Consider the following 19,091-nt stretch of genomic DNA (forward strand, 5'->3'; position numbering starts at 1 on the left):
GGTGATTCTATCTCGTGTGGGATAGAGAAGGCTGCTCTGACTGATACGCTCGTCAGCAGAGCAGAAGATACAGCCAGTACGGCAACTGGATGACACTGTCGTCGATCCGCTGGATTGGTTCTAAGCCGCGAACCGTGTCGCCTGCGAGGAGGAAACCTACCGGCGCGTCGTATTCGGCTTGGAATTCCCGGACGGCGGCAAGTGCTGTGTCTCTGTCGCGCGACCGATACGCAAGTGCAATCGGGACTGGTGTGTCATCAATTTCGAAGACGAAGTCGACTTCTCCCTCTCGGCCGCGCCAGTACTGGACACTCGGTGTTGGGTCGTTTCCTTGTGCTGCGTTGACGCCGTAGGCGAAGCGCATCGTGTGGTCGAAGGCGGCGACGCGGGCGAGTTCTGCTTCGCGCTGGAAGTCGTTGCGTACCGCCGATGCGTCGCCGTCCGATAGTGCCGTTGCGAGGCCAGTATCACGAAGATAGAGTCGGACACCGCGCGGGCGACTGTTGTCGTATTCCGTGACGCCCGTGAGTACGTACAGTTCGCTGAGTGCGGGCAAGTAGCTATCTGCGATTGTGCGACGGTCGACGTCGAACAACTCGACGAGTTCTTGGTAGCGGAACGATTCTGTGGCGCGATTCCGAGCGGCCAACGCGCAGAGGCGTTCGAGATCGGCAATTGTTTGAATCGATTCGAAACCGGGAACATCCTGATACAGAGCTGCCCTGACGTTGTCACGGAGTCGCGCGTAGTCTTTCGCGGTGAGGTCGCTGGCTGATTCGACGGCTCCGTCGTGTTCGTAACTGATGATGCCGCCCATCGTCAGGTACTCGACGACTTGCGACTGGATCCGGCGTTCCGCATCGCCGACTTTCTCGTATTTGTGCTGCAGTTCCTCAATGAGTGCCGTTGTATCCTCTTTGGCTATCGCTTCCGGGAGGCTGTAATCGCCTGCGCGTATCGAACTCGGGCTGACACGGGTACCTTCGGCTTCGAGGTCGGGGTAGAGGGTGAACAGGTAGTCGCGGAACTTCTCAGGGAGAATCGGCTGCACGTCGTAGACGTCTGGAGAGACACCGCTGTCGGCAAGTTCTCGTTCGATTTGGACTTCGGCGCTGGCGGTCATGATAACGTGCCGGTCCGGTGCGTGATCGATGAGTTCGGCGACGGGTGCACCCCATCCGTCGATTGTGGGTTTGTTCGCGTGTTCGATCTGGTGGATGTCGTCCAAGAGGATGAACTGTGGTCCGTCGTCATGTGTGCGACCGTAGACGCGGCTTTCGTAGTATCGGACCGCGCGCGCGAGTTGCTCGTCGGACTGGAGCTGATATAGCGGGTCAGCGTCGAACGGCAGATAGAGGAACTGTTCGGGGGCGTCACCGGTTTCGATTCGGTGGTGAATGAACTGGTGGAGGAGCGTGGTTTTCCCGACGTCGCGCCGCCCGACGAGGGCGAGCATGGATTGGTCCTCGAATTGGCTCCCGGCCTCGTTCGGACGCGCGAGGTGGTAGAAATCGCTTTTTTGACGAGCCGGCAGGTCGAAGGCGTCGGCACCATCGTCCCACCAGGGGTTGTGTTCCCGGAGGGACTCGACTAAGGTGTCACCAGCATCGAGAGACATTGAACTGTTGCTTAGTCCTTGAGCGCCATCGCAATGATTGTTACGCCCGTTTACTCTGCGCCGCAACGTGTGGTTTCCGAGTCAGAACTCCGCCTAATATCCAATTCTCCTACCGATATAGAATAAACGCCATCGCATTGTAGTTTGTGGAGACAAATAAGTCTCTATAGTGCATTTAGACGAAACATTTATGCCACCATGAGACATAATGTTGGGTGTAAGTGTGACAAAAGCGCCACTGTAATGGTGCTTACTTCGTTGCACGCGAGGAAGGCGCGTGTACTGTAATTAAGGGGCCCGCAGGCTGCCCGGGTGAGCGGCAGCCATCAACGAACAATGGATGGGATATTCGCGGACGCACGACCCGGCGCACGACTCGACCTCTCGGTCGAGTTCATCACTAAACGACCACTCGATTGCGATGGCGCGACGGTGTTCCGACTGCTTGTCGCCGACCAGGCAGGCAACCAGTTCAGCATACTCGCCGCGCCCGAGAGCGACTCGCTGTGGCATCTCGAAACCGGCGGAACGTACGAGGTTACCGGGCTGCTCGGTGCCGATCCCGTCGATGGGTCACCAGCAGTCGCGCACGAGTGCCCACACTGTGGCGATACGCTCCGAGCGGGGGAGGCCATAGACACTGCCGGTTCCGAAATCGTTGACGCAGCGGCGCAACTCGATCTCGACAAGCGGTTCGGTATCCTCGACGAGACCTCGTCCATCACGCCCGTCGATGACGGGTCCGGGACTGTCGACGATTGGCTCCCGATGCAAGACGACGAACCGGTCGAGACACCTGACTTCGTGTGCACGTCATGTGGCCGTCATATCGACGAGAGGGATCTTCACCGGGGCAACCACGCTGTCGTGGACGAGGCGCATGCGGAGCCGATGATGGGTAGCTTCCAGAACAACATGGCGAGTCCGGAGACGGTCGGGCTCGCGGCCGGCGGTGCGAAAGACGTGACCAACTTCCGGGAGAACATCCGGAATGGGTACACGCCGGAGCCCGAGGCAATCAGCGATGAGGGGCTGTTCTACGACTACTACTTCGAAACTGGTGAGCGGACTGCGACGGATTCGCTGTTCGCACCGCGGTACGCGGCCGCTGTCAGCAACCACACGCTGAACGGCGAGACTGAACAGTACCTCTCGGTCGGCCTGGATTCGACGTTGTCTGTTGACGCGTTCGAACGCCCGCGCCTCGATCTCGTGGCAGTCCTCGACGTGTCCGGGTCCATGAGCAGCGCGTTTGACCAGTACTACTACGACGAGCAAGGGAACCGGCAGGAAGCCGAGGCTGACAGCCAGACGAAACTCGCCGCGGCGACGCAGTCACTGTGCGCGCTCACCGAGCAACTCCACGCCGAGGACCGACTCGGCGTCGTGCTGTACAATCACCGTGCCCACGTGGCGAAGCCGCTCCGGGATGTCGGTGCGACGGACATGCCCGCGATTCGACAGCACATCCGTGACATCGCCGCTGGCGGCAGCACGAACATGGAAGACGGGTTCGAGGCAGCCGTCGATATGCTCGCCGATGGGACAACCAGTTACGATGTCGAGCGCCGCGTCATCTTCATGACCGACATGATGCCCAACACCGGGCGGACCGGCGCGAACGAGCTGACCGAGCGATTCGCCGGGGCTGCCGCCGACGGGATTCACACGACTTTCATTGGCATGGGCTTGGACGCGAACGCTGAGTTAGCCGACACTGTCTCGGGGATTCGCGGGGCGAACCACTACTTCATCCACTCCGCCGACGAGTTCGAACAGCGACTCGGCGAAGAGTTCGACTACATGGTGACACCGCTCGTGTACGACCTCGACCTGGAGCTGGACGCGACGGGCTACGAGGTAGAAGCAGTCCACGGCTCTCCGTCGGTCGACGGTGCGAGTGACCAACTGATGCACGTCGGAACGCTGTTCCCCTCCGCCAAGCAGGACGGTGAGGCGCGTGGCGGGGTCGTCCTCGTTCGACTCACCGAGACAGCATCGGACGGGACGCTCGAACTGCAAGCGTCGTGGACAGAACGAGATGGGAGTGAAGAGACCGAGCGCGTGGCCGTCTCGATGCCAGGTGCACCAGAGTCGTTCGCACACGGCGGGGTCCGGAAGGCTGTGGCGCTCGCTCGGTATGCTCGTGAACTCCGCACGTGGGCGCGGGACGTTCACGACAGGGCTGACGGAGCGACTGGCGTCGACGACTGGCTACTTCCCAACCAGCGCGGCGAACACGAGCGCGAGTCCGTCCCGCTGGCCGTCCCCGACGAGTACACCGCCCGGTTCGACAGTCTGCGGACGTACCTTGTCGAGGAGATGGAGGCCGTCGGTGACGAGTCGCTCCAGCAGGAACTGGAGTTACTCGACATGCTGTGCCGGCCGGCGGTACGGGAGGCGGAGGTTTCGGAGTGAGCCTGGTCTTTGCGTTCGACCGGGACTGGACTGTCGACGTGAACGCGCACCCGCGGCACGAAGCCGTTCCACTGGAGTGGGTCCGCCACCTCGCACACGAGACTGACCACGCCGTGTACGCCATCGGGAATCAGGACCTCGCGGAGGAAGCAGCGATTCCCGGCGTCGTCGACATCGTCGGTCGACACGACGACTCGTGGGACGAATGGCTCGGTGAGAAACAACCCGACGGGTACTACGAACAGTTCCCGCTGCGTCGGGAGCGACTCGCACTCATCGCGGACCTGCACCCGGACGCGGACGGCTATATCGTCATTGACGACCTCGACCTAAGTGACGTCGCCGAGTGGGAGCACTATCACGCGTGGGAGTTCGTTCCGGCCGTCGAGCAAGGCGATATCGACCCGGCACTGCCGTGGGCGGGTGATCCGGTCACGGACGGAGGTCAGCCTGTGACTGCCGGCGTCGCTCCCGTCGATGCATCACACCTCTCATCGTGGCTCAGCAAGCACCGGTCAGCCCCGGGCTTCGAACTCACGTACACCGACGACAACGGTGAGTCAACAATACTCCTGTCGAGCATCTCGGTTGACGCTGTATTTCTCGAAGAACCGTCGAAAGCACCCGGGGTGATCTGTACGCCGTTCGCACCGGGTGAGGACAAGTTCATTGTCGGTATCGAGGCGATCGAACAGGTATCTGCTGTCGATCTCTCGGCTGACATCGTTCCGAGACTCACTTCGCAAGCGGAGACGCTGACTGCAGAGGCGACCCTGCTTCGACGACTGGCAGCGGCCGACCCTGCGATCGTCCGTGTCTCGGCTGTGTTGTCGCTGTTAGATCGAACGGAGACGAGTCCACTCCTGCAGCGAGAAGCCTTGCAGGCGCTCCGATCGATCGCAACGGTCCGTCCCGAAGACTGTACGCCGGCGGTTCCGATTCTTCGGTCGCTGTTGGGCCGGTCGGATTTGGTTTCGCCGGGCGATGCCCTGGCGACACTCAGTTCGATTGGCGAGCAGCGTCCCGGTACGATTGCGCCGGCGACGGGAGAGATTACCCCGTATCTCGACTCTAACCGCGTGTCGGCTCGTCGTGAAGCGGCTGCGTGTATCGCACACATCGCGTCAGCAGCCCCGAGCGATGTAGTGGATGCCGTCCCGGGATTAGTGACAGTTATCGAAGACCGTGCTGACGGGACCCACGATGCTGTTGCTGCACTTACCGATATTGCGAGCGAGTACCCGGACGCCGTCGTCCCGGCCGCAGACCCGCTCGGGTCGATTGTACTGGACGAGTCACAGCCAGACAATGTTCGATTGTGCGCGACCGCTGCGCTCGGCCGTGCTGTCGAGACGGAACCAAGCCTCGCAGTCGACATTGTCGATGACGTCGCACAGTTGCTGGCTGCGGAGAACCCCCGGCTTCGAAACAACGCGGTCGCGCTGCTCTTCGACGTCTCGGCGGTCCACACCGATGTCGTCAAACCGTTCGCTGACGACATCGCCGACCTGCTTACCGTCGAGGATGCCTACACGCGAACCAACGCGAGCGGGACGCTGGCTCGCGTAGCAGGGGACTTCCCGGCAGCCATCGAGCACGTGACACCGACGTTCGTCGACCTACTGGCTGACGATGAGTCGGCCGTTCGGGAGAACGCGTGTTGGGCACTCGGCTATCTCCGCGCCACAGACAGCGAAGACGCGCTTCGAGAATGCCTGCAGGAAGACGCCGACAAAGGCGTGCGGGCCCGAGCCTCGTGGGCGCTCTCACGGCTGGAGGAGTAACGTGCAGGTGAACGCTTATCATAATGTGGTGACGTGATAGGCATGATGAATAATGTGTGGGTGAGTTCGGGGAGTACGACCGTCGAGGCGATGGTGAACCCCATAGCCGCGGCGTGCGCCGGGGACGGCTTGGATAATACATTTGTGCCCGACACCGTGTATTTCCTCGACAACCCCGGACTCGGCGATGCGCTGTCCGATACGAAGGTCCTGACCCGGACGCTGCTGGAGCAGTACGGTGTCGAGAGCCCGACGATCAAAACGGGGAACGTTGATCACGAGACGGACTTCCAGGGAATTGCGACTCACTTCCAAGAGGCAATCACCGAAGCACGCGACGCAGCTGCGAACGTCGCCGTTGACGTCACGCCCGGCCGGAAATTCATGTCCGTCATCGCGTTCAACGCCGGGATGACCTACGACGCTGACCACATCTTCTACTTCTACCTGGAATCAAGCGACTACTTCAGCCGCATCTACCCCGAGATACCACGCACAGCAGCGAAACTGTTCGATTTCACGGAGATACTCTAATGGAACTCGCACATGAGGACTTGATACTCCTGTTGAACGGCCTCTACGAGCTCGGTGAGGAATCCTTCTCGGTGGATCATCCGTCCGAAGAAATGGGGGAGCTGTTTCGTGTCAATCTCGGCGACGCTACGGACAGCACGGTCAGCATGACCACCGGTGCTGTGACGTATGAGGACGCACTCGATGAGATCGAACGCGAGCACGGTCCGACGATTCGCAAAGAACTCCCGAACGAAGCCGCGTACGTCAAAGCCGTCACCGCCAGCGGGCTCGTCGATATTCAGAACCGCGAGGAGCTCGACAAATTCATCACCCGGTACGGATACCAAGATCTGCAGGAAGGGCATCCGCCGCGATACGCTGGTTTCGACACCAATATCCTGCCGTGGCGGATGCACGACGTCCTCGGTATCGACCCGGTGTTACACACGAAACAAGGTGGGAGAGCACCGGTCGACGGGTACGCTCTGGCCGCGGGCGTCGAGTCGGAGCTGAGCATCAGCTACCGGTACGGCAAGAACGCGATGCCCGCTTCCGCACTGGCCGATGCGTTCGGCTCCGAGTACGAGCGACTTGCCGGCCAACCAACCGAGGACAACCGGGAAACGCGGCTCGGACTCCGAGAGTTCCGTCGGTTACGCGAGACGAGACCGCACGACATCGTCGCTACGGAGACTGGTGATACGAACATCATCGACGGCTGCGCGGAGTACTACGCCGACAAACCCACTGGCGTCATCCTGTTCTCAAACGACTACGGGTTCATCGATGAGGCACGCGAGCGGAAAGTCCCGGCCGTCCACGTCGATTTCAGCATCGACTTCCCACGCCGCATCACCGGGACATGGGGGCAGATAGCGACGTTGCTCTACGAACTCGCTGTGCTCTTCGGTGTGCTGGTCCTTCCACGAGCGACGCTGTATGGCGTGTGGAACGGCAAGACCGAACGCAACTGGAAACACGAAGAAATCGACATCGACACGCGAAGTGAGAAGCTAGCGGCTATTCTTGAACGCGATCAGCCAATCGTCGAAACTCACCGGGCGCAACAATAATTCGGCGAAACGACAGCTGATAAATTGGGTGTATGGTACTTCCAAATCCGAACTACGATTGTACTAAAGATTAGGTAGACTTAGTAGTAAATATATGAGAGAGAAGATGTTTCCGACAAACCCGATTCTACTAACTTTTAGAGATTCCTTTTTGCTTCTGCGAGAGTAACATATTTCTTCTCTATTCGTGTTCCACATTTGGGGCATTCATGATTAACAACGGTTTTTTCACCTTCTCCCGGTTTCGGGTCATCTACTTTTTCGACCTTACCACTCATAGATGTCCCACAATTATGACACTCCATGGATTAAAAATTGGTATAAACCCGTATAATACTATTGGAGATATTTTTCCCATTTTTGTCTGTAAATAAAACCTGCATTTATGTCATCTTTGATAGCACTATGAGGAGGTATTAATATTGATGAAAATACACTTAACATATGGTCGCACCAGTTGTTGTTGGCATCGCTGCAGCAGGAGCCGTTGGTTATGGGATATACAAAAAGGGCAAATCTAAGGGCAAAAAAAAAAGAAAAAGAACAAGAAATTGATGAGGAAGTTAAGGAAGAAATCAAAGATCAATTGCGTCACGAAGCTCAAGAAGAATATGAAAAAGAACAATCAAAAAAAGCTCACCAGCAGGCAAAAAATAGATCTCCACCTGTGGATATCGGCGATATTGTTGATGTCGGTGTCAAAAGTATCAAAGCCCACCACTCTGGTATAAAAACAGCTGTCTGTAAAAAAGAAGGATTTGTTATTTTTGTAGATGGTTGCCCTGAAGATACTTCTTCAGGTGACAAAATTAGCGATAAAATAACTTCATACGGCCGAGATCAGTCCTCGGCTGAGGCAGAGTATCTCAACAAAGTTGATTAATTTGTATCTTGCCACGATGATTAGAATTGATCAAGTTTGAATTAACTAGCCATTCAAATTACTGCTTAAGATTATTTTCCCACTCCAACTGGTGCCGCACACGATAGTTCGTTGTGCGTACACCATCGACAGTGAGAGTCCGCGACGAAGTCGTCGTACGATAGCTCGCTAATCGTTGCGAGCATTTCTCGGATTTCCGTCTGGACGTCTTCCAAGTCGGTCTCGGAGAACGTTTTTGTCTCAACGGCCGGTCCAAGTGGTCCGACGTACGCGTAGCCGGCTTGGTGAACCGGTTCGTCGTACAGGTCACGGCACGCGAGCAGGTACAGCGGTAACTGCCGATTGCCTTCGATGTCGCGCTCGCGTTGAGTGGCCTTGTAGTCTATAACGACGAGATCTTCGTCAGGGGTCCGGTAGACGGCATCGATGTATCCGACGATTTCCTCGCCGTCGAGTTCCATAGCGAACTCGCGTTCCGCGTCAACGACATCCCACTCGCTGAGCTCAAGTTCGAAGTACCGATCGATACACGCCTTCGCGTCGGGGAGTGCGTCGAGGGCCCGCTTTTGATTAGCGAGTCGCTCACAGATCTCGTACCACTCGGCTGGTGACGACGCGTTCTCGTCGGCCGCGATTTCGGCCGTGTCGTGAAACAGTATCCCGACGGTTTGCTGTGACGGGCCGGTGTCGTTCTCTGTCCACGCCTCATCGCTTGACGTGTAATCCCGGAAGGCGTTGACGACGTAATCGAGGTAGTGTTGCCGCGGGCAGTCTTCGAACGATTTGAGCGACGTATAGCTGTGCTGGATCTCCGGGGCAACGTCGGGTGCGCCGGTAAGCGACTCAAGCGTGAGTCGAGACGGTGCAGTGCGTTCCACGGCTCCTGCTGCCAGATCGGTGCCGAGTGTGAGGATTTCCTCTCGGGCCGTTTCGGGGCTAATAGCGTCGCCGTTGTGCGTCACCGTCCCGCCGAGGTCGCCGAGGACAGTCGCGGCCAGTGAGTCGGTCCAATCGGCGGCTTCCGGCGGGAGGCAGTGCTGGATGTCCCGCCAGATAGGGAGATGGTCGGCGTCCGGTTCCCACGGCAGTCCTGGTGAGAGTGTTTCCCGGAGGAAGTCCTGCATTGCATCGTCACTCGCGTCATCGTCTTCGCTCGATCCGTGCAGAACGAGTACGTCCTCGGCGCGTGTCAGACCGACGTGGAGGACACGCCGCGTTTCCCGCGCATCGTTGGCGACGAAGTCCTGTGAGAACGCCGCTTCGGGGCCGTCAGTCAGTGACGCTTCCAGCGCGTCGTAGGACCGGCCGCGCGGCCCCCACTCGTCGGCCGTGAGTCGCGGCATTAAGACGACGGGGAAATCCAGTCCCTTGCTTTTGTGGATGGTCATGACGTTGACGGCGTCGTCGGCTAATTCTGGTTGATCGGTTGGTGTTCCACCGTTCTCGGCGAACACCTCGTCGTGGTGTCTGAGTGCTTCCACGAACTCCCCGGTTAGTGACGGCTGCACCGCGTCCTCTCCGAACTGTTCGATGACGTCCTCTAACTGGTCGAGGCTCCGGCGGTCCTGTTCGCTGAGATACCATTCGATGTCGGTCAGGTCCTTCAATTCGCGGTAAAGGCGCGCAAGTGACGCGCTATCTCGAAGCTCCAGTAGATGCGATACGTGGGTTCTCGCGGTTTCGACGCGGTCTGGTTCCTGAAACTCCGATAGCGGTGTCTCAAGCAGGGTTGTGACGAGAGCGCTGTCTCGCGTGTTGAGGTCCCGGAGGTCCGCGTCAGCGAGGCGGTACCGCATCGTCAACACGCGGTTCCAACTGACTTCATCGTCCTCTGGTCGAGCGAGTGCCTTGAGATACGCGATGACCGTGCCCACACCGACAGAATCCGTTGCTAGGTCACCAGCTACTTCGTACGGAATCCCGAGGTCCTCAAACCGTTCAACAAGTGGTTCGGCGTGCTTGTTCTTCCGAACGAGTAACGCGATATCACCGGGGTCGTACGCCCGGTCGAGTTCATTAGCAGTACCTGACAGCATGTTCTGGACGACGGCGACAAGCTGGTCGGCCCGATCGGCTTCCTCCTCAGCCTCTTCGACTGTGACGACGCTGTCGCCGTCGTAGTTCGGCTCGTCGACGCGCGTGAGTGTCTTCTCGCTTTTCCGCTCGTCAAGTTCGTCGAGTGCGGCGTTGGCGAGGTCAAGAATGGGTTGCCGGGAGCGGAAGTTCTGTTCGAGAGGCTCGTCGGCGAGTGCGTCGCCGAACTCGCTGTCGAGTTCACTGGTGATGTTGGCGACGTTCGCGCCCCGCCACTCGTAGATCGCCTGGTCGTCGTCACCGACGACGAACAGGTTCTCGTTGCTGACGAGGGACGTGACGAGGTCGAACTGTAACTGGTCAGTGTCCTGGAACTCGTCACAGAACACGTAGTCCCATCGACCCGCAATGTCGTCGACCGCATTAGTTTCTAAGAGCTTGACCGTCTCGACGACGAGGTCGTCGTAATCGAGGAGTCCACGCTCGGCTAGTTCCTGTTCGTACGCGTCGTACCCGGCGACAAGGTCGCGGGCCTGCAGGCAATCGTCCAGGAAGTCAGCGAGATACTGCGGGAGTTCGAGCCCGACCTCCGGGATGCCTTTCGGCGCGCCACTGGCGTACCCGCCGAACAGGTACTTCGGAATCTTGTGTGCGTTCTCCGGCAGGTCACGGTCGCCAGACTCAGCGGCTTCGAACGCTGCAATGAGCGAGTCACACACCGCGGTGGCACCGTCGAGGAAAACCGAGATGCTTGCCTCGACGCCGTCGTCACCGATGTCTTCGCGTGCCTCTACCAGTGCTTCCCGGACTGCCGGCAGTCCGTCGAGTACTGTAGAGACCGACCGCCCGCCGAGGTTATCGCTCGCGGCGTCTTCGATGGTTTCCGGGATGTCTGCGAGTTCGTACAATCGGTCAGCCGAGCCGAGATACGCGTCGATAGCGTCCGGGTCGATACCGCTGCGTTTCATCGAGCTGATGAAGCCGGTGAGTGCGTCAGCTGCACCGCTGCCGTGTGAGTTCGGTCCGTAGACATTCGGCTTAACTGTCCGGTACTCGATTTCATCGAGCACTTCCAGTGCCACGGCGTACTTCTCGGCGTCCGTTGCCACGTCGAAATCCGGGTCGATCCCGGCCGTGTACGCGTAGTCCTGCAGAATTGCGTTACAGATAGAGTGGTACGTGTACGCGTCGATGTCGTACCCGGCGGTCCCAAGTTTCTCCTGCAGTTTTTCCTGCATCGAATCGGCCGCGTTGTTCGTGAACGTCAACGCGAGAATCCGGTCCGGGGACACGCCTTCCTCGTCGATGAGATGCTCGATTTTCCGGACCATCGTGAACGTCTTCCCGGTCCCTGCACCCGCCAACACTCGCATCGGGTACTCGCCCGACCTGATAATCTTCTTTTGCTGGTCCTTCGGGTCAACGTCATCCTCGATAGTGGGGAGCCACACGGGCAGGCTGCCCTCGCTGTCGGTCATTGCTGAACCTCCGTGGCGATGTAATCCGCGCACATCGACTGGTAATCACAATCGTCGCAGGCTTCCGCCCGGATGAGGTCAAACGGGTCCGGGGCGAACCGTCCAGTTGTGATACCTTCGTGCGCGGCGCTGATGAGGTCCCAAACCGTCTCGTAATACTCCTCGTACGCTTCGGTCGTCTCCCGTTCCCGGCCGCTCGCCGTCACGGTGTACCCGGCTGGAGTGCTCTGTTTCTCCGTCGAGTGCAACAACCCGTAGAAGCTGAACCGAACGGACATCCCTGGTTCGTACAGCGAGGAGTCTTTGATGCCTTCTGTGTACGCGGCGGTCTGGAACGCGTTCTTGACTCGTTGGGCCTCGTGGGCTTCCTCGTTCAGGTGCTCTTCGAGCCTGTCAGCACTCCAAGACCCGAGCACACCTCTGACGTTCCGCTTGTAATCAATCAGATGCAACGTGTCACCGTCACGCAACACGTTGTCCGTGTACCCGTGTAGTCCGATGTCGTCATGTTCGCACTGGATTCGTTTCTCCGTCGCCACCGATTTCTGTGCGTGCTCGATTCCGTCGCCGTCCTCGGGATCGAAGAACGATTTGATGCCGGCGAGTGTCTCCCGACGTTGATACTCTTGGTGGGCGTTCGACGCGTAGTCCTCGGGGTCGATGTGCTTGGTCCACGCCGAATCGAACACGTCCATCGCTCGCTCGTATATGACTCCAGGGTCATCGTCGCGGCCTGTAGCGTCACAGACGCGCTCAATCATTTCGTGGTACGCTTTCCCCTGATGGAGGTACAATTTCGTCTCGTCGGGCGAGGAGACACTCTGGACGTGCTTGTACTCGTATTGGCGCGGACACGTCGCGTACGTTGCGAGTCGCGTCGGCGACACGGACACGACGTCACTCACGGCGCACCCTCCCGGCCGCAAAGTCAACACGCGCCTGCAACGCCTCCCGCATCGCGTCCCCCCGCTCTCCACTCTCATCGAGGACGCGGTGAATCTCACCGAGATCATCCGACAGGTCGTCGAGGGACACCGTCATCTCACGACTCTGCGTTCGCCGCACGTCGGCCAACGCGCGGTCGATGCGCGACAGGACGAACTCTTCGGCGCGCCGTTCGCTCCGAATCTCGTCATCGGACTCGCCTTGGATCCACGGCAACTGCCGATACGCATCGGTGAGGAACCGTGACGGCTGTACTTTCTCGTCCAGCGCGCTGCTCTCGTGGTCGTACAGGCAGAAGTACAGTCGTTCCGACGCGGCGTTCGCACCGACCGCCAACCGCCGCCGGGATTGCTCGACATGATACTGCATGAGCGGATCACTCGACGCCGTCGATTGCGTCTGGAACGTCGCCGCGACCTCACTCCCCGTCACGTCCGTTACACCCGGGAAATCAGGCATCTCTACGACGCGGTCCTGCGGGAACAATCGCGTCAGGAACGGTTCACCCGGGAACGCCTGGTCGACAACGTCAGGAACGAAGACGGCTCGCCACGACCCGTTTTTCAGTGACTCCAGCCGGTCGACGCGAACGCCGCCGTCGAGGTCCGTTGAACTCGTTCGCGTTTCTGAGTCAGCGTGTTCGTGAGCGCGTTCCAACATCTCAACGAATACGGGCCACGACGCCTCGATGAACTCCGTGTCCTCAATGAACTCGGCCATCGAAAACACCCGTCGGACATTCCCGAACTGCGACCGCGCGTCCAGCGGCGACGCTCGCGTCGCAATCCGATCTTTCAACCCCGACGCCGTCGCCCACCGACGCAACACATCCGCAAGCGAATCCTCCTCTGCACGAATCGTCGACAGCAGCGCCGTATCGAACTCACTCTCGTCGACAGACAGGGTCTCCTCACCCTCACTCTCAGCAGCGTAGTACCGCGTGACTTCCAACAGTTCCAGAATCGCCGGATCATCACCGAACCCCGTGACAGTCGTCGATTCAGTCGGGATACCTGCCTGCGTGAGTGCATGAATCGCGTCCGATACCCCATCAGTCCCGTGCCCGGTTGCGACCGCGAACGAGTCATACTGCCACCCGTGAACCTCCCGGAGCCGCTCGATCTCATCAGCAATCCGGTCAAACTGCTCATCACCAGACTCAGCACTCATCACCGTAACAGCACCACTCTCCGGGTCGTCCAGCACGTCCCCGGTCGCCAAGTACCGGGCTGTAGCCGCCGGCCGCGACGCTGGTGCCTTCTTTATCTCGGAGGTACTGTCGGTCAGCGAGACGTAGTCTGTTACCGGGCCTGTCTCGACGCCAGTGCGGCGAACGCTACTCGCTCGCTCACGCACACAGACCAACTCAAGGTCAGTGGTCAGTGCAGCCAAGTACCGCCGATCAAGCGGAAAGAACTCCTCGAACTCGACAGCGAGGACCGCATCAACATCAACCGCGATCTCTCGCTGCTCAGGCTCACCGAGCTGTTCAATTGCGGTCGACAGCAACTGCCCACGTTCGATGTGCCCGTGTTCAGCGAGCCACGCTTGGAACTCGCCGATAGCCTCTTCGACCTCAATTAGTTCCCGCGTCGTATCAAGCGTCGCGTCTTGCCACGTCGCCGTCTCCATGAGTTGCGCCACGTCTCCGGCAAACGAATCTAATTCAGCAGCCGTCTCGAAATACTCCGACTCCCACTCCTTGTCAGCGAGGAACCGATGCACGAGCTCCCGCCGCAACATATCCGACAGGATCACCTCGTCAGTTACCGCGTTCACCACGTCGGTCGCGTGCACCACGAGCGACGAGACACGCGGCACTCTAGCCCCCGGAACCTCCGGACCGATCACTTCCTCAAATGTGTCCATGCTCGTCGGGGACCCCGTTAGCACGAGTACGTTCTCAGACCCGTGCTCATCACGCAACTCCTGGTAAGCGTCCCGAACTGCCGATTCCGTTTCAGACTGGCCGAATGGGACTGAGATAAGCTCCCCTTCCAAGTCTCTTCTTGTGCTCATTGCGCCTCTCCCCGCCCATGAGAATCCATATATTCGATATGAGAGAAGGACATAGGTCTAATCATCTTAACTGGTTAATTAATTCATCGCCACAGCCACAATCCAGGACTGGCCGATGCAGTGCAAGTCGGTCACGATCAGACACCTGTGAAATAGTCCCGGGCACGTGACAGGAGCCCACCTGCGTTGTGGTCAGTGGCAGACTCGCCAAGCCAATCAAAGAACTCGTCCGGAGTCTTGATGATAAGATCTAGTCCACGTTTTTCTATTCGGACTGTCATCGGTGGATCGCGTTTGTATTCGTGAAGTTCGAAGCTCATGGACTCCGGGAACGAGACTTTCAGCGTTTCTCCGTCTTCCGTAATCTCGATATCATCGTGATTAGTGAGATTTCGCCATCGTTCACGACCCGTATCGTAAGCCTGCTCAGCCGGTGTTTCAGGGAAGTAGTCAGGTATCTCACGCTCAGCAAAATCATAGAGATCTTTCATCGTGGCTCTAACCTCACGGAGTGCATCTGAGTCCTCCCCTAATTCAAGATCGCGTGTAAGATACTTATGCCCAAACCACTGGAATAGGGGGTTTTCGGTGTTGATGAGGCGGTTTACTTTCGCTTCTCCCTGATGTGACGTCCTGAAGTTTACGTCGAATCGAAGTATCTTGGCTCGGTTCCGGAACCACTCGCCTGGTCGTTTGTCATTGGAGATGAACGCGAACAGCGGGTAGGTTGTTTCACCAGTCCAGCCACTCCAATAGTTTCGCAGCGTATCCAGTGAGTTCACTTTCTGTTTTGTGATGTCATCAACGACAACCGGGAATGAGGTATGAGCTGACCGTAGATTCCGAACTTTCCTCTTTCCGATTTCATCAGCATCAACCGGTGCTTCAACCCGATTCGCGCTGATAAGCGACAGGGCGAATCGACAGAATGTTCCTTTCCCTCCATTGGATTCGCCGAAAATATACAGCGACGGTAACGCCTTATCCAGATTGATTCCGTGTTCTTGGTAAAACGCTGCTTGTCGATTTACGAATGGTGCCCAAAAGAACCAGAGGAGGGCTTCGTACATGTGTGCCTTCACCGCGGTGGGGTTATTCGAATTCCCGTACTCGTCTACCGTGGCGAAGTACGTCTCGATTTCCTCCAAGGCCTCGTCAACGGCTTCTGGATCAGTTGGTGGTTGTGTTACGCGGTAGACCGTCCCGTCATAATGGAATTTGAGCTGCTCGTTGTCCTCGGTTAGGTGCATCGTCGGCACGTCAAATACCTGTTGTGAGTACCGTTGGAAGGCATCTGGCGTTGTACTGAGTGTGTCTTTTGACACCGTCGCATCAAAATCAGTCATTTGAGACAGAGTATCAACTGTCGACTCATCATATCCTCGCAGAGAGAGCGTGATACGGTCTTTCGGTGCGTCCTCTATTGTCTGAGTGTCGTCGTTATCAGACGCTGTTGCATCTTCTCTCGCTCAGTTCGCTGATCGTAGTGCTGTTCGATCACGCGCTGAGTGACATTTGCACGGTCGCTAACCACCTTGTCAGGCATGTTACTATTGAGGCTATGCGTGATGCTCCCGCGTCGAATCGCGTGAGGGCTCACGCTAGATGGGCATTTTGACGCTCTGTCGTGCTCCATCGCTTCGCACTCATCGGGATCACGGCCGTGTGGGCATTCGCTGCCGAGAGCACATGGTCGAGTCCAGCGGTAGACATAGCTGCGAAGTGTACTCTTGCGAGTTCGCCCCTGACGTGATGCCAGTAGCGGACGACGTCCATAGTCATCAGTGACTTCGGGTCGCTGCGAGGCGAGCCAGTCGTCGATCAAGTCACATAACGACTCAGAGATTGCAACGAGGCGTTCGCCATCAGCTTTATTTTTGATTGGTGTCCCGGTCTCCGGTCGGTGATGGACTTCTAGGAACTGCTCCTCGGAGTCATAATCCTCGACATCAAGCGCATGCGCACCCCCAACGCGCATCATCGTATGCCACATAATCGCAATTCCGACGTGCTTGACCGAAGCATACTCGAATTTCTCAAGCTGCGTGAGAACCTCGCTTGCGCGGTCAGTATCGAGCATCACATCACGAGAATTTTCCGACGGCGTGATCGACGGTGACAGAACCTTCTCACTCAAGTCCTGTTCGACGGCATCGATCGATTCCAGCCATCGGATGAATACGCGGACCGTGTCCATCTGCGTTTTCTCCGTCACTTTACCGAGGTCACCCTCGTTCCGACGCCAGAGCCGGTACTCGTGGAGCTGTCGACCAGTGAGCGTGTTCAGATTCTCGATGCCCTTCTCGTCACACCAGCGAACGACATGCTGGAGCCGATACCTGTGCGCCTCCAGCGATGCTTCCGCCAAGTCGTTTTCTTTGTCTGCCAGATACAGTTCGAGCGCGGTTTCCGGATCGATTGGTTCAAGACTCATGATTGAGTTCTCGTGCGCGAACCGCGCAACGCACGACGACCGACCCACACTGACTTGCCGACACAGCAGTCAGATCAGCCAAAAGGGGGTGCGGTCACGAAACGTCGCTGAAGCCCTCAGCGCCCGTGAATTCTGCGCGAACGACAGTGAGCGCTGAGGAGCGTCGGCTGTGGGATTTGAGCCCTAGAAGACGAGCGAAGCGAGTCTTCATCCGGTTCAAATCCCTCAGCGCCCGTAGCCGGTTTTCACGTTCCAAACCAAAAGACGTCGGGGGAGAGATATTTTTAATGGACGGAATGGGGCTTGCTTTCCGTTCGGCGGCCAGACGGTTCCGAACGACGTCGCGCCGTTCGGTGATTCGCCTACATATCCACTGGTCACCGCGAAAAAGACCAATCGTCGATTGACGTACTGCCATCGGTCGTGTCAGCGAGCCTGCCTCAATTTCCAACCGTCTCAGGTTCTGTCATCTGGTTCGTGGCGAATACAGCAGGTGCGTTCAGCAGTCGGGACCCGCTCTGTGGGTCAGTGAGACGGTGGCGGCCGGAGAGGTAACATCGGAGAGCGACGCAGAACGAGTGATACGCTGACCCAGAACGACGTGCCGAAAGAGTCCGCAACGCAGGGACTCTTCCGGGGTCGGTATAAACAGGTTATACGATTAAGCTACAGAACAATGCGGTCACGGGTCGCCAATTCACTCGTATGACACAGAGAAACCGTGTCGACGATCGAGCCAGGGCTATTGAAACGGATTTATATCTCCCCGCCGGGTCCGACCCGTCGTTCGTAGTCAGCGGGTTGGAGCGGATCTGGTCGACGCTGTTCAATCATGGCATCGAAACGTCGACATAGCTGCGAACGACTGCGTCGAAACAGTCGGCTCAGATAGGTTGTGTCACTATCTGACTGGCTCTCCTGGATTGGTCGACGTGCACGAGATGGACGTCCATGAACAGTGTCTCCGTCTCCGAAAGCGGGACCAACCGACTCGCTTAAGCTACCACGGGGCACACTACGACCCAGATAGCAAGCGTTGCAATATCGATTTTCACCAACCGTCTCGAAGTCAGTTGATTGCAAAACTCCATCCATCGAATATTACTTCCCCATGGAACGATGACCGATATTAAGGCGGTCGTTCGAGTCAAGCATCCCGACATAGTGCTCACAGAGACAGTCACTCACGACCGGAGTTCGAAAGTCAGGTCGGTGTCGGAGGCCGGAACTGACCCAACATCGGGAAAGTTCTTCTATCACATAGAGTCGTCAGACTTCTCTCGGTTCGAGGACGGATTGCGGAGTGATAACACCGTCGGCGAATTCGAGCGAGTTACTGAAACCAGAAACCAGGAAGCGATCTATAGCTTCGAGTATACGGACGAAGCGAAGGTCCTCTCACCGGTCATCTCGACCGCGAATGGTGTCATCCTCGAAATGGAGAACGATGGGGAGGCTTGGAACTTCACGATCTGGCTGCCCGACCGAACGAATCTGATACACCTCTGGGACTACGCACAACAGAACGACGTCGACATCGAGTTACTCCGCGTGAACGAATACGCTAGTTTGAGTGACACGGACGCTGGGTTGACCGACAGCCAACGAGAAGCGCTCCTCCTTGCGTTCGAAACAGGATATTTCGAAGAACCGCGGAACGCGACTCTCAGCGAGGTCGCCGCCGATCTGGGTATCTCTCAACCTGCGGCTAGTGGTCTCCTCCGACGTGGAATCAAGCGACTCATCGTATCGTCCCTGATGGACGGCAGTGAGAAGCCAGACTGACCGACGGCTACTCGGGGGCAGTAGCGACGACGGCACCTCGAGGGGGCGACTTGTGTCTCCGTCAGCGTGACGAGGCAGGTGTCGTGACCGAGACGCGTTGCGTG

At 57.9% G+C, this 19,091-nt stretch carries 13 protein-coding genes; 6 read left to right on the forward strand and 7 right to left on the reverse strand.

All coding sequences use genetic code 11. The features are described from left to right. Positions 1 to 52: 52 nt before the first annotated feature. On the reverse strand, positions 53 to 1,684 hold the full coding sequence (locus Hhyl6_RS16115) for an ATP-binding protein (protein ID WP_483740274.1): 1,632 nt from the start codon (positions 1,682 to 1,684) through the stop codon (positions 53 to 55). A gap of 270 nt (positions 1,685 to 1,954) precedes the next feature. Between Hhyl6_RS16115 and Hhyl6_RS16120 the strand changes: the two genes are divergently transcribed. Genes Hhyl6_RS16120 through Hhyl6_RS16135 form a run of 4 tightly spaced genes read left to right on the forward strand, consistent with a single transcriptional unit; the run spans position 1,955 to position 7,409 of the window. Then, a complete protein-coding gene (locus Hhyl6_RS16120; protein ID WP_483740275.1) occupies positions 1,955 to 4,036 on the forward strand; it encodes a vWA domain-containing protein in 2,082 nt (693 codons plus the stop codon). Then, a complete protein-coding gene (locus Hhyl6_RS16125; RefSeq protein ID WP_483740276.1) occupies positions 3,997 to 5,820 on the forward strand; it encodes a HEAT repeat domain-containing protein in 1,824 nt (607 codons plus the stop codon). Before Hhyl6_RS16120 ends, Hhyl6_RS16125 begins: the two co-directional genes overlap by 40 nt. Positions 5,821 to 5,865: 45 nt before the next feature. Then, entirely contained in the window at positions 5,866 to 6,354 is a 489-nt protein-coding gene (locus tag Hhyl6_RS16130) for a hypothetical protein (protein WP_483740277.1), read from the forward strand. Further along, entirely contained in the window at positions 6,354 to 7,409 is a 1,056-nt protein-coding gene (locus Hhyl6_RS16135; protein ID WP_483740278.1) for a hypothetical protein, read from the forward strand. The genes Hhyl6_RS16130 and Hhyl6_RS16135 overlap by 1 nt, the downstream gene beginning before the upstream one ends. Positions 7,410 to 7,546: 137 nt before the next feature. Here Hhyl6_RS16135 and Hhyl6_RS16140 read toward each other — a convergent pair whose 3' ends face one another. After that, entirely contained in the window at positions 7,547 to 7,687 is a 141-nt protein-coding gene (locus Hhyl6_RS16140) for a hypothetical protein (RefSeq protein WP_483740279.1), read from the reverse strand. A gap of 185 nt (positions 7,688 to 7,872) precedes the next feature. Between Hhyl6_RS16140 and Hhyl6_RS16145 the strand changes: the two genes are divergently transcribed. Further along, positions 7,873 to 8,292 carry a hypothetical protein gene (locus tag Hhyl6_RS16145; RefSeq protein ID WP_483740280.1) on the forward strand — a complete coding sequence of 140 codons (420 nt, stop codon included), beginning with the start codon at positions 7,873 to 7,875 and terminating at the stop codon, positions 8,290 to 8,292. 71 nt (positions 8,293 to 8,363) lie between these two features. Here Hhyl6_RS16145 and Hhyl6_RS16150 read toward each other — a convergent pair whose 3' ends face one another. The 5 genes from Hhyl6_RS16150 to Hhyl6_RS16170 form a co-directional block, all read right to left on the reverse strand. Then, positions 8,364 to 11,804 (reverse strand): ATP-dependent helicase, encoded by a 3,441-nt coding sequence (locus Hhyl6_RS16150; RefSeq protein WP_483740281.1) that lies wholly within the window; start codon positions 11,802 to 11,804, stop codon positions 8,364 to 8,366. Continuing rightward, positions 11,801 to 12,709 carry a RecB family exonuclease gene (locus tag Hhyl6_RS16155; RefSeq protein ID WP_483740282.1) on the reverse strand — a complete coding sequence of 303 codons (909 nt, stop codon included), beginning with the start codon at positions 12,707 to 12,709 and terminating at the stop codon, positions 11,801 to 11,803. The genes Hhyl6_RS16150 and Hhyl6_RS16155 overlap by 4 nt, the downstream gene beginning before the upstream one ends. After that, complete coding sequence (locus Hhyl6_RS16160; RefSeq protein WP_483740283.1) at positions 12,702 to 14,618, reverse strand: DNA helicase UvrD; 1,917 nt, start codon at positions 14,616 to 14,618, stop codon at positions 12,702 to 12,704. The genes Hhyl6_RS16155 and Hhyl6_RS16160 overlap by 8 nt, the downstream gene beginning before the upstream one ends. Positions 14,619 to 14,905: 287 nt before the next feature. After that, the gene (locus tag Hhyl6_RS16165; RefSeq protein WP_483740284.1) at positions 14,906 to 16,018 is read right to left on the reverse strand and encodes a hypothetical protein; all 1,113 of its coding nucleotides are present in this window, start codon (positions 16,016 to 16,018) and stop codon (positions 14,906 to 14,908) included. 170 nt (positions 16,019 to 16,188) lie between these two features. Further along, complete coding sequence (locus Hhyl6_RS16170; RefSeq protein WP_483740285.1) at positions 16,189 to 17,202, reverse strand: tyrosine-type recombinase/integrase; 1,014 nt, start codon at positions 17,200 to 17,202, stop codon at positions 16,189 to 16,191. Positions 17,203 to 18,321: 1,119 nt separating this feature from the next. Here Hhyl6_RS16170 and Hhyl6_RS16175 point away from each other — a divergent pair. Next, complete coding sequence (locus Hhyl6_RS16175) at positions 18,322 to 18,987, forward strand: helix-turn-helix domain-containing protein (protein WP_483740286.1); 666 nt, start codon at positions 18,322 to 18,324, stop codon at positions 18,985 to 18,987. Positions 18,988 to 19,091 lie beyond the last annotated feature (104 nt).

The organism is Haloarcula sp. H-hyl6 (assembly GCF_056934455.1).

Bases quoted from the DNA above. Each gene is read 5' to 3' on its own strand.
- Hhyl6_RS16120 (WP_483740275.1), top strand. From the start codon at position 1,955: ATGGATGGGATATTCGCGGACGCACGACCCGGCGCACGACTCGACCTC.
- Hhyl6_RS16130 (WP_483740277.1), top strand. From the start codon at position 5,866: ATGAATAATGTGTGGGTGAGTTCGGGGAGTACGACCGTCGAGGCGATG.
- Hhyl6_RS16135 (WP_483740278.1), top strand. From the start codon at position 6,354: ATGGAACTCGCACATGAGGACTTGATACTCCTGTTGAACGGCCTCTAC.
- Hhyl6_RS16140 (WP_483740279.1), bottom strand. From the start codon at position 7,687: ATGAGTGGTAAGGTCGAAAAAGTAGATGACCCGAAACCGGGAGAAGGT.
- Hhyl6_RS16150 (WP_483740281.1), bottom strand. From the start codon at position 11,804: ATGACCGACAGCGAGGGCAGCCTGCCCGTGTGGCTCCCCACTATCGAG.
- Hhyl6_RS16160 (WP_483740283.1), bottom strand. From the start codon at position 14,618: ATGGACACATTTGAGGAAGTGATCGGTCCGGAGGTTCCGGGGGCTAGA.
- Hhyl6_RS16165 (WP_483740284.1), bottom strand. From the start codon at position 16,018: ATGCACCTAACCGAGGACAACGAGCAGCTCAAATTCCATTATGACGGG.
- Hhyl6_RS16170 (WP_483740285.1), bottom strand. From the start codon at position 17,202: ATGAGTCTTGAACCAATCGATCCGGAAACCGCGCTCGAACTGTATCTG.
- Hhyl6_RS16175 (WP_483740286.1), top strand. From the start codon at position 18,322: ATGACCGATATTAAGGCGGTCGTTCGAGTCAAGCATCCCGACATAGTG.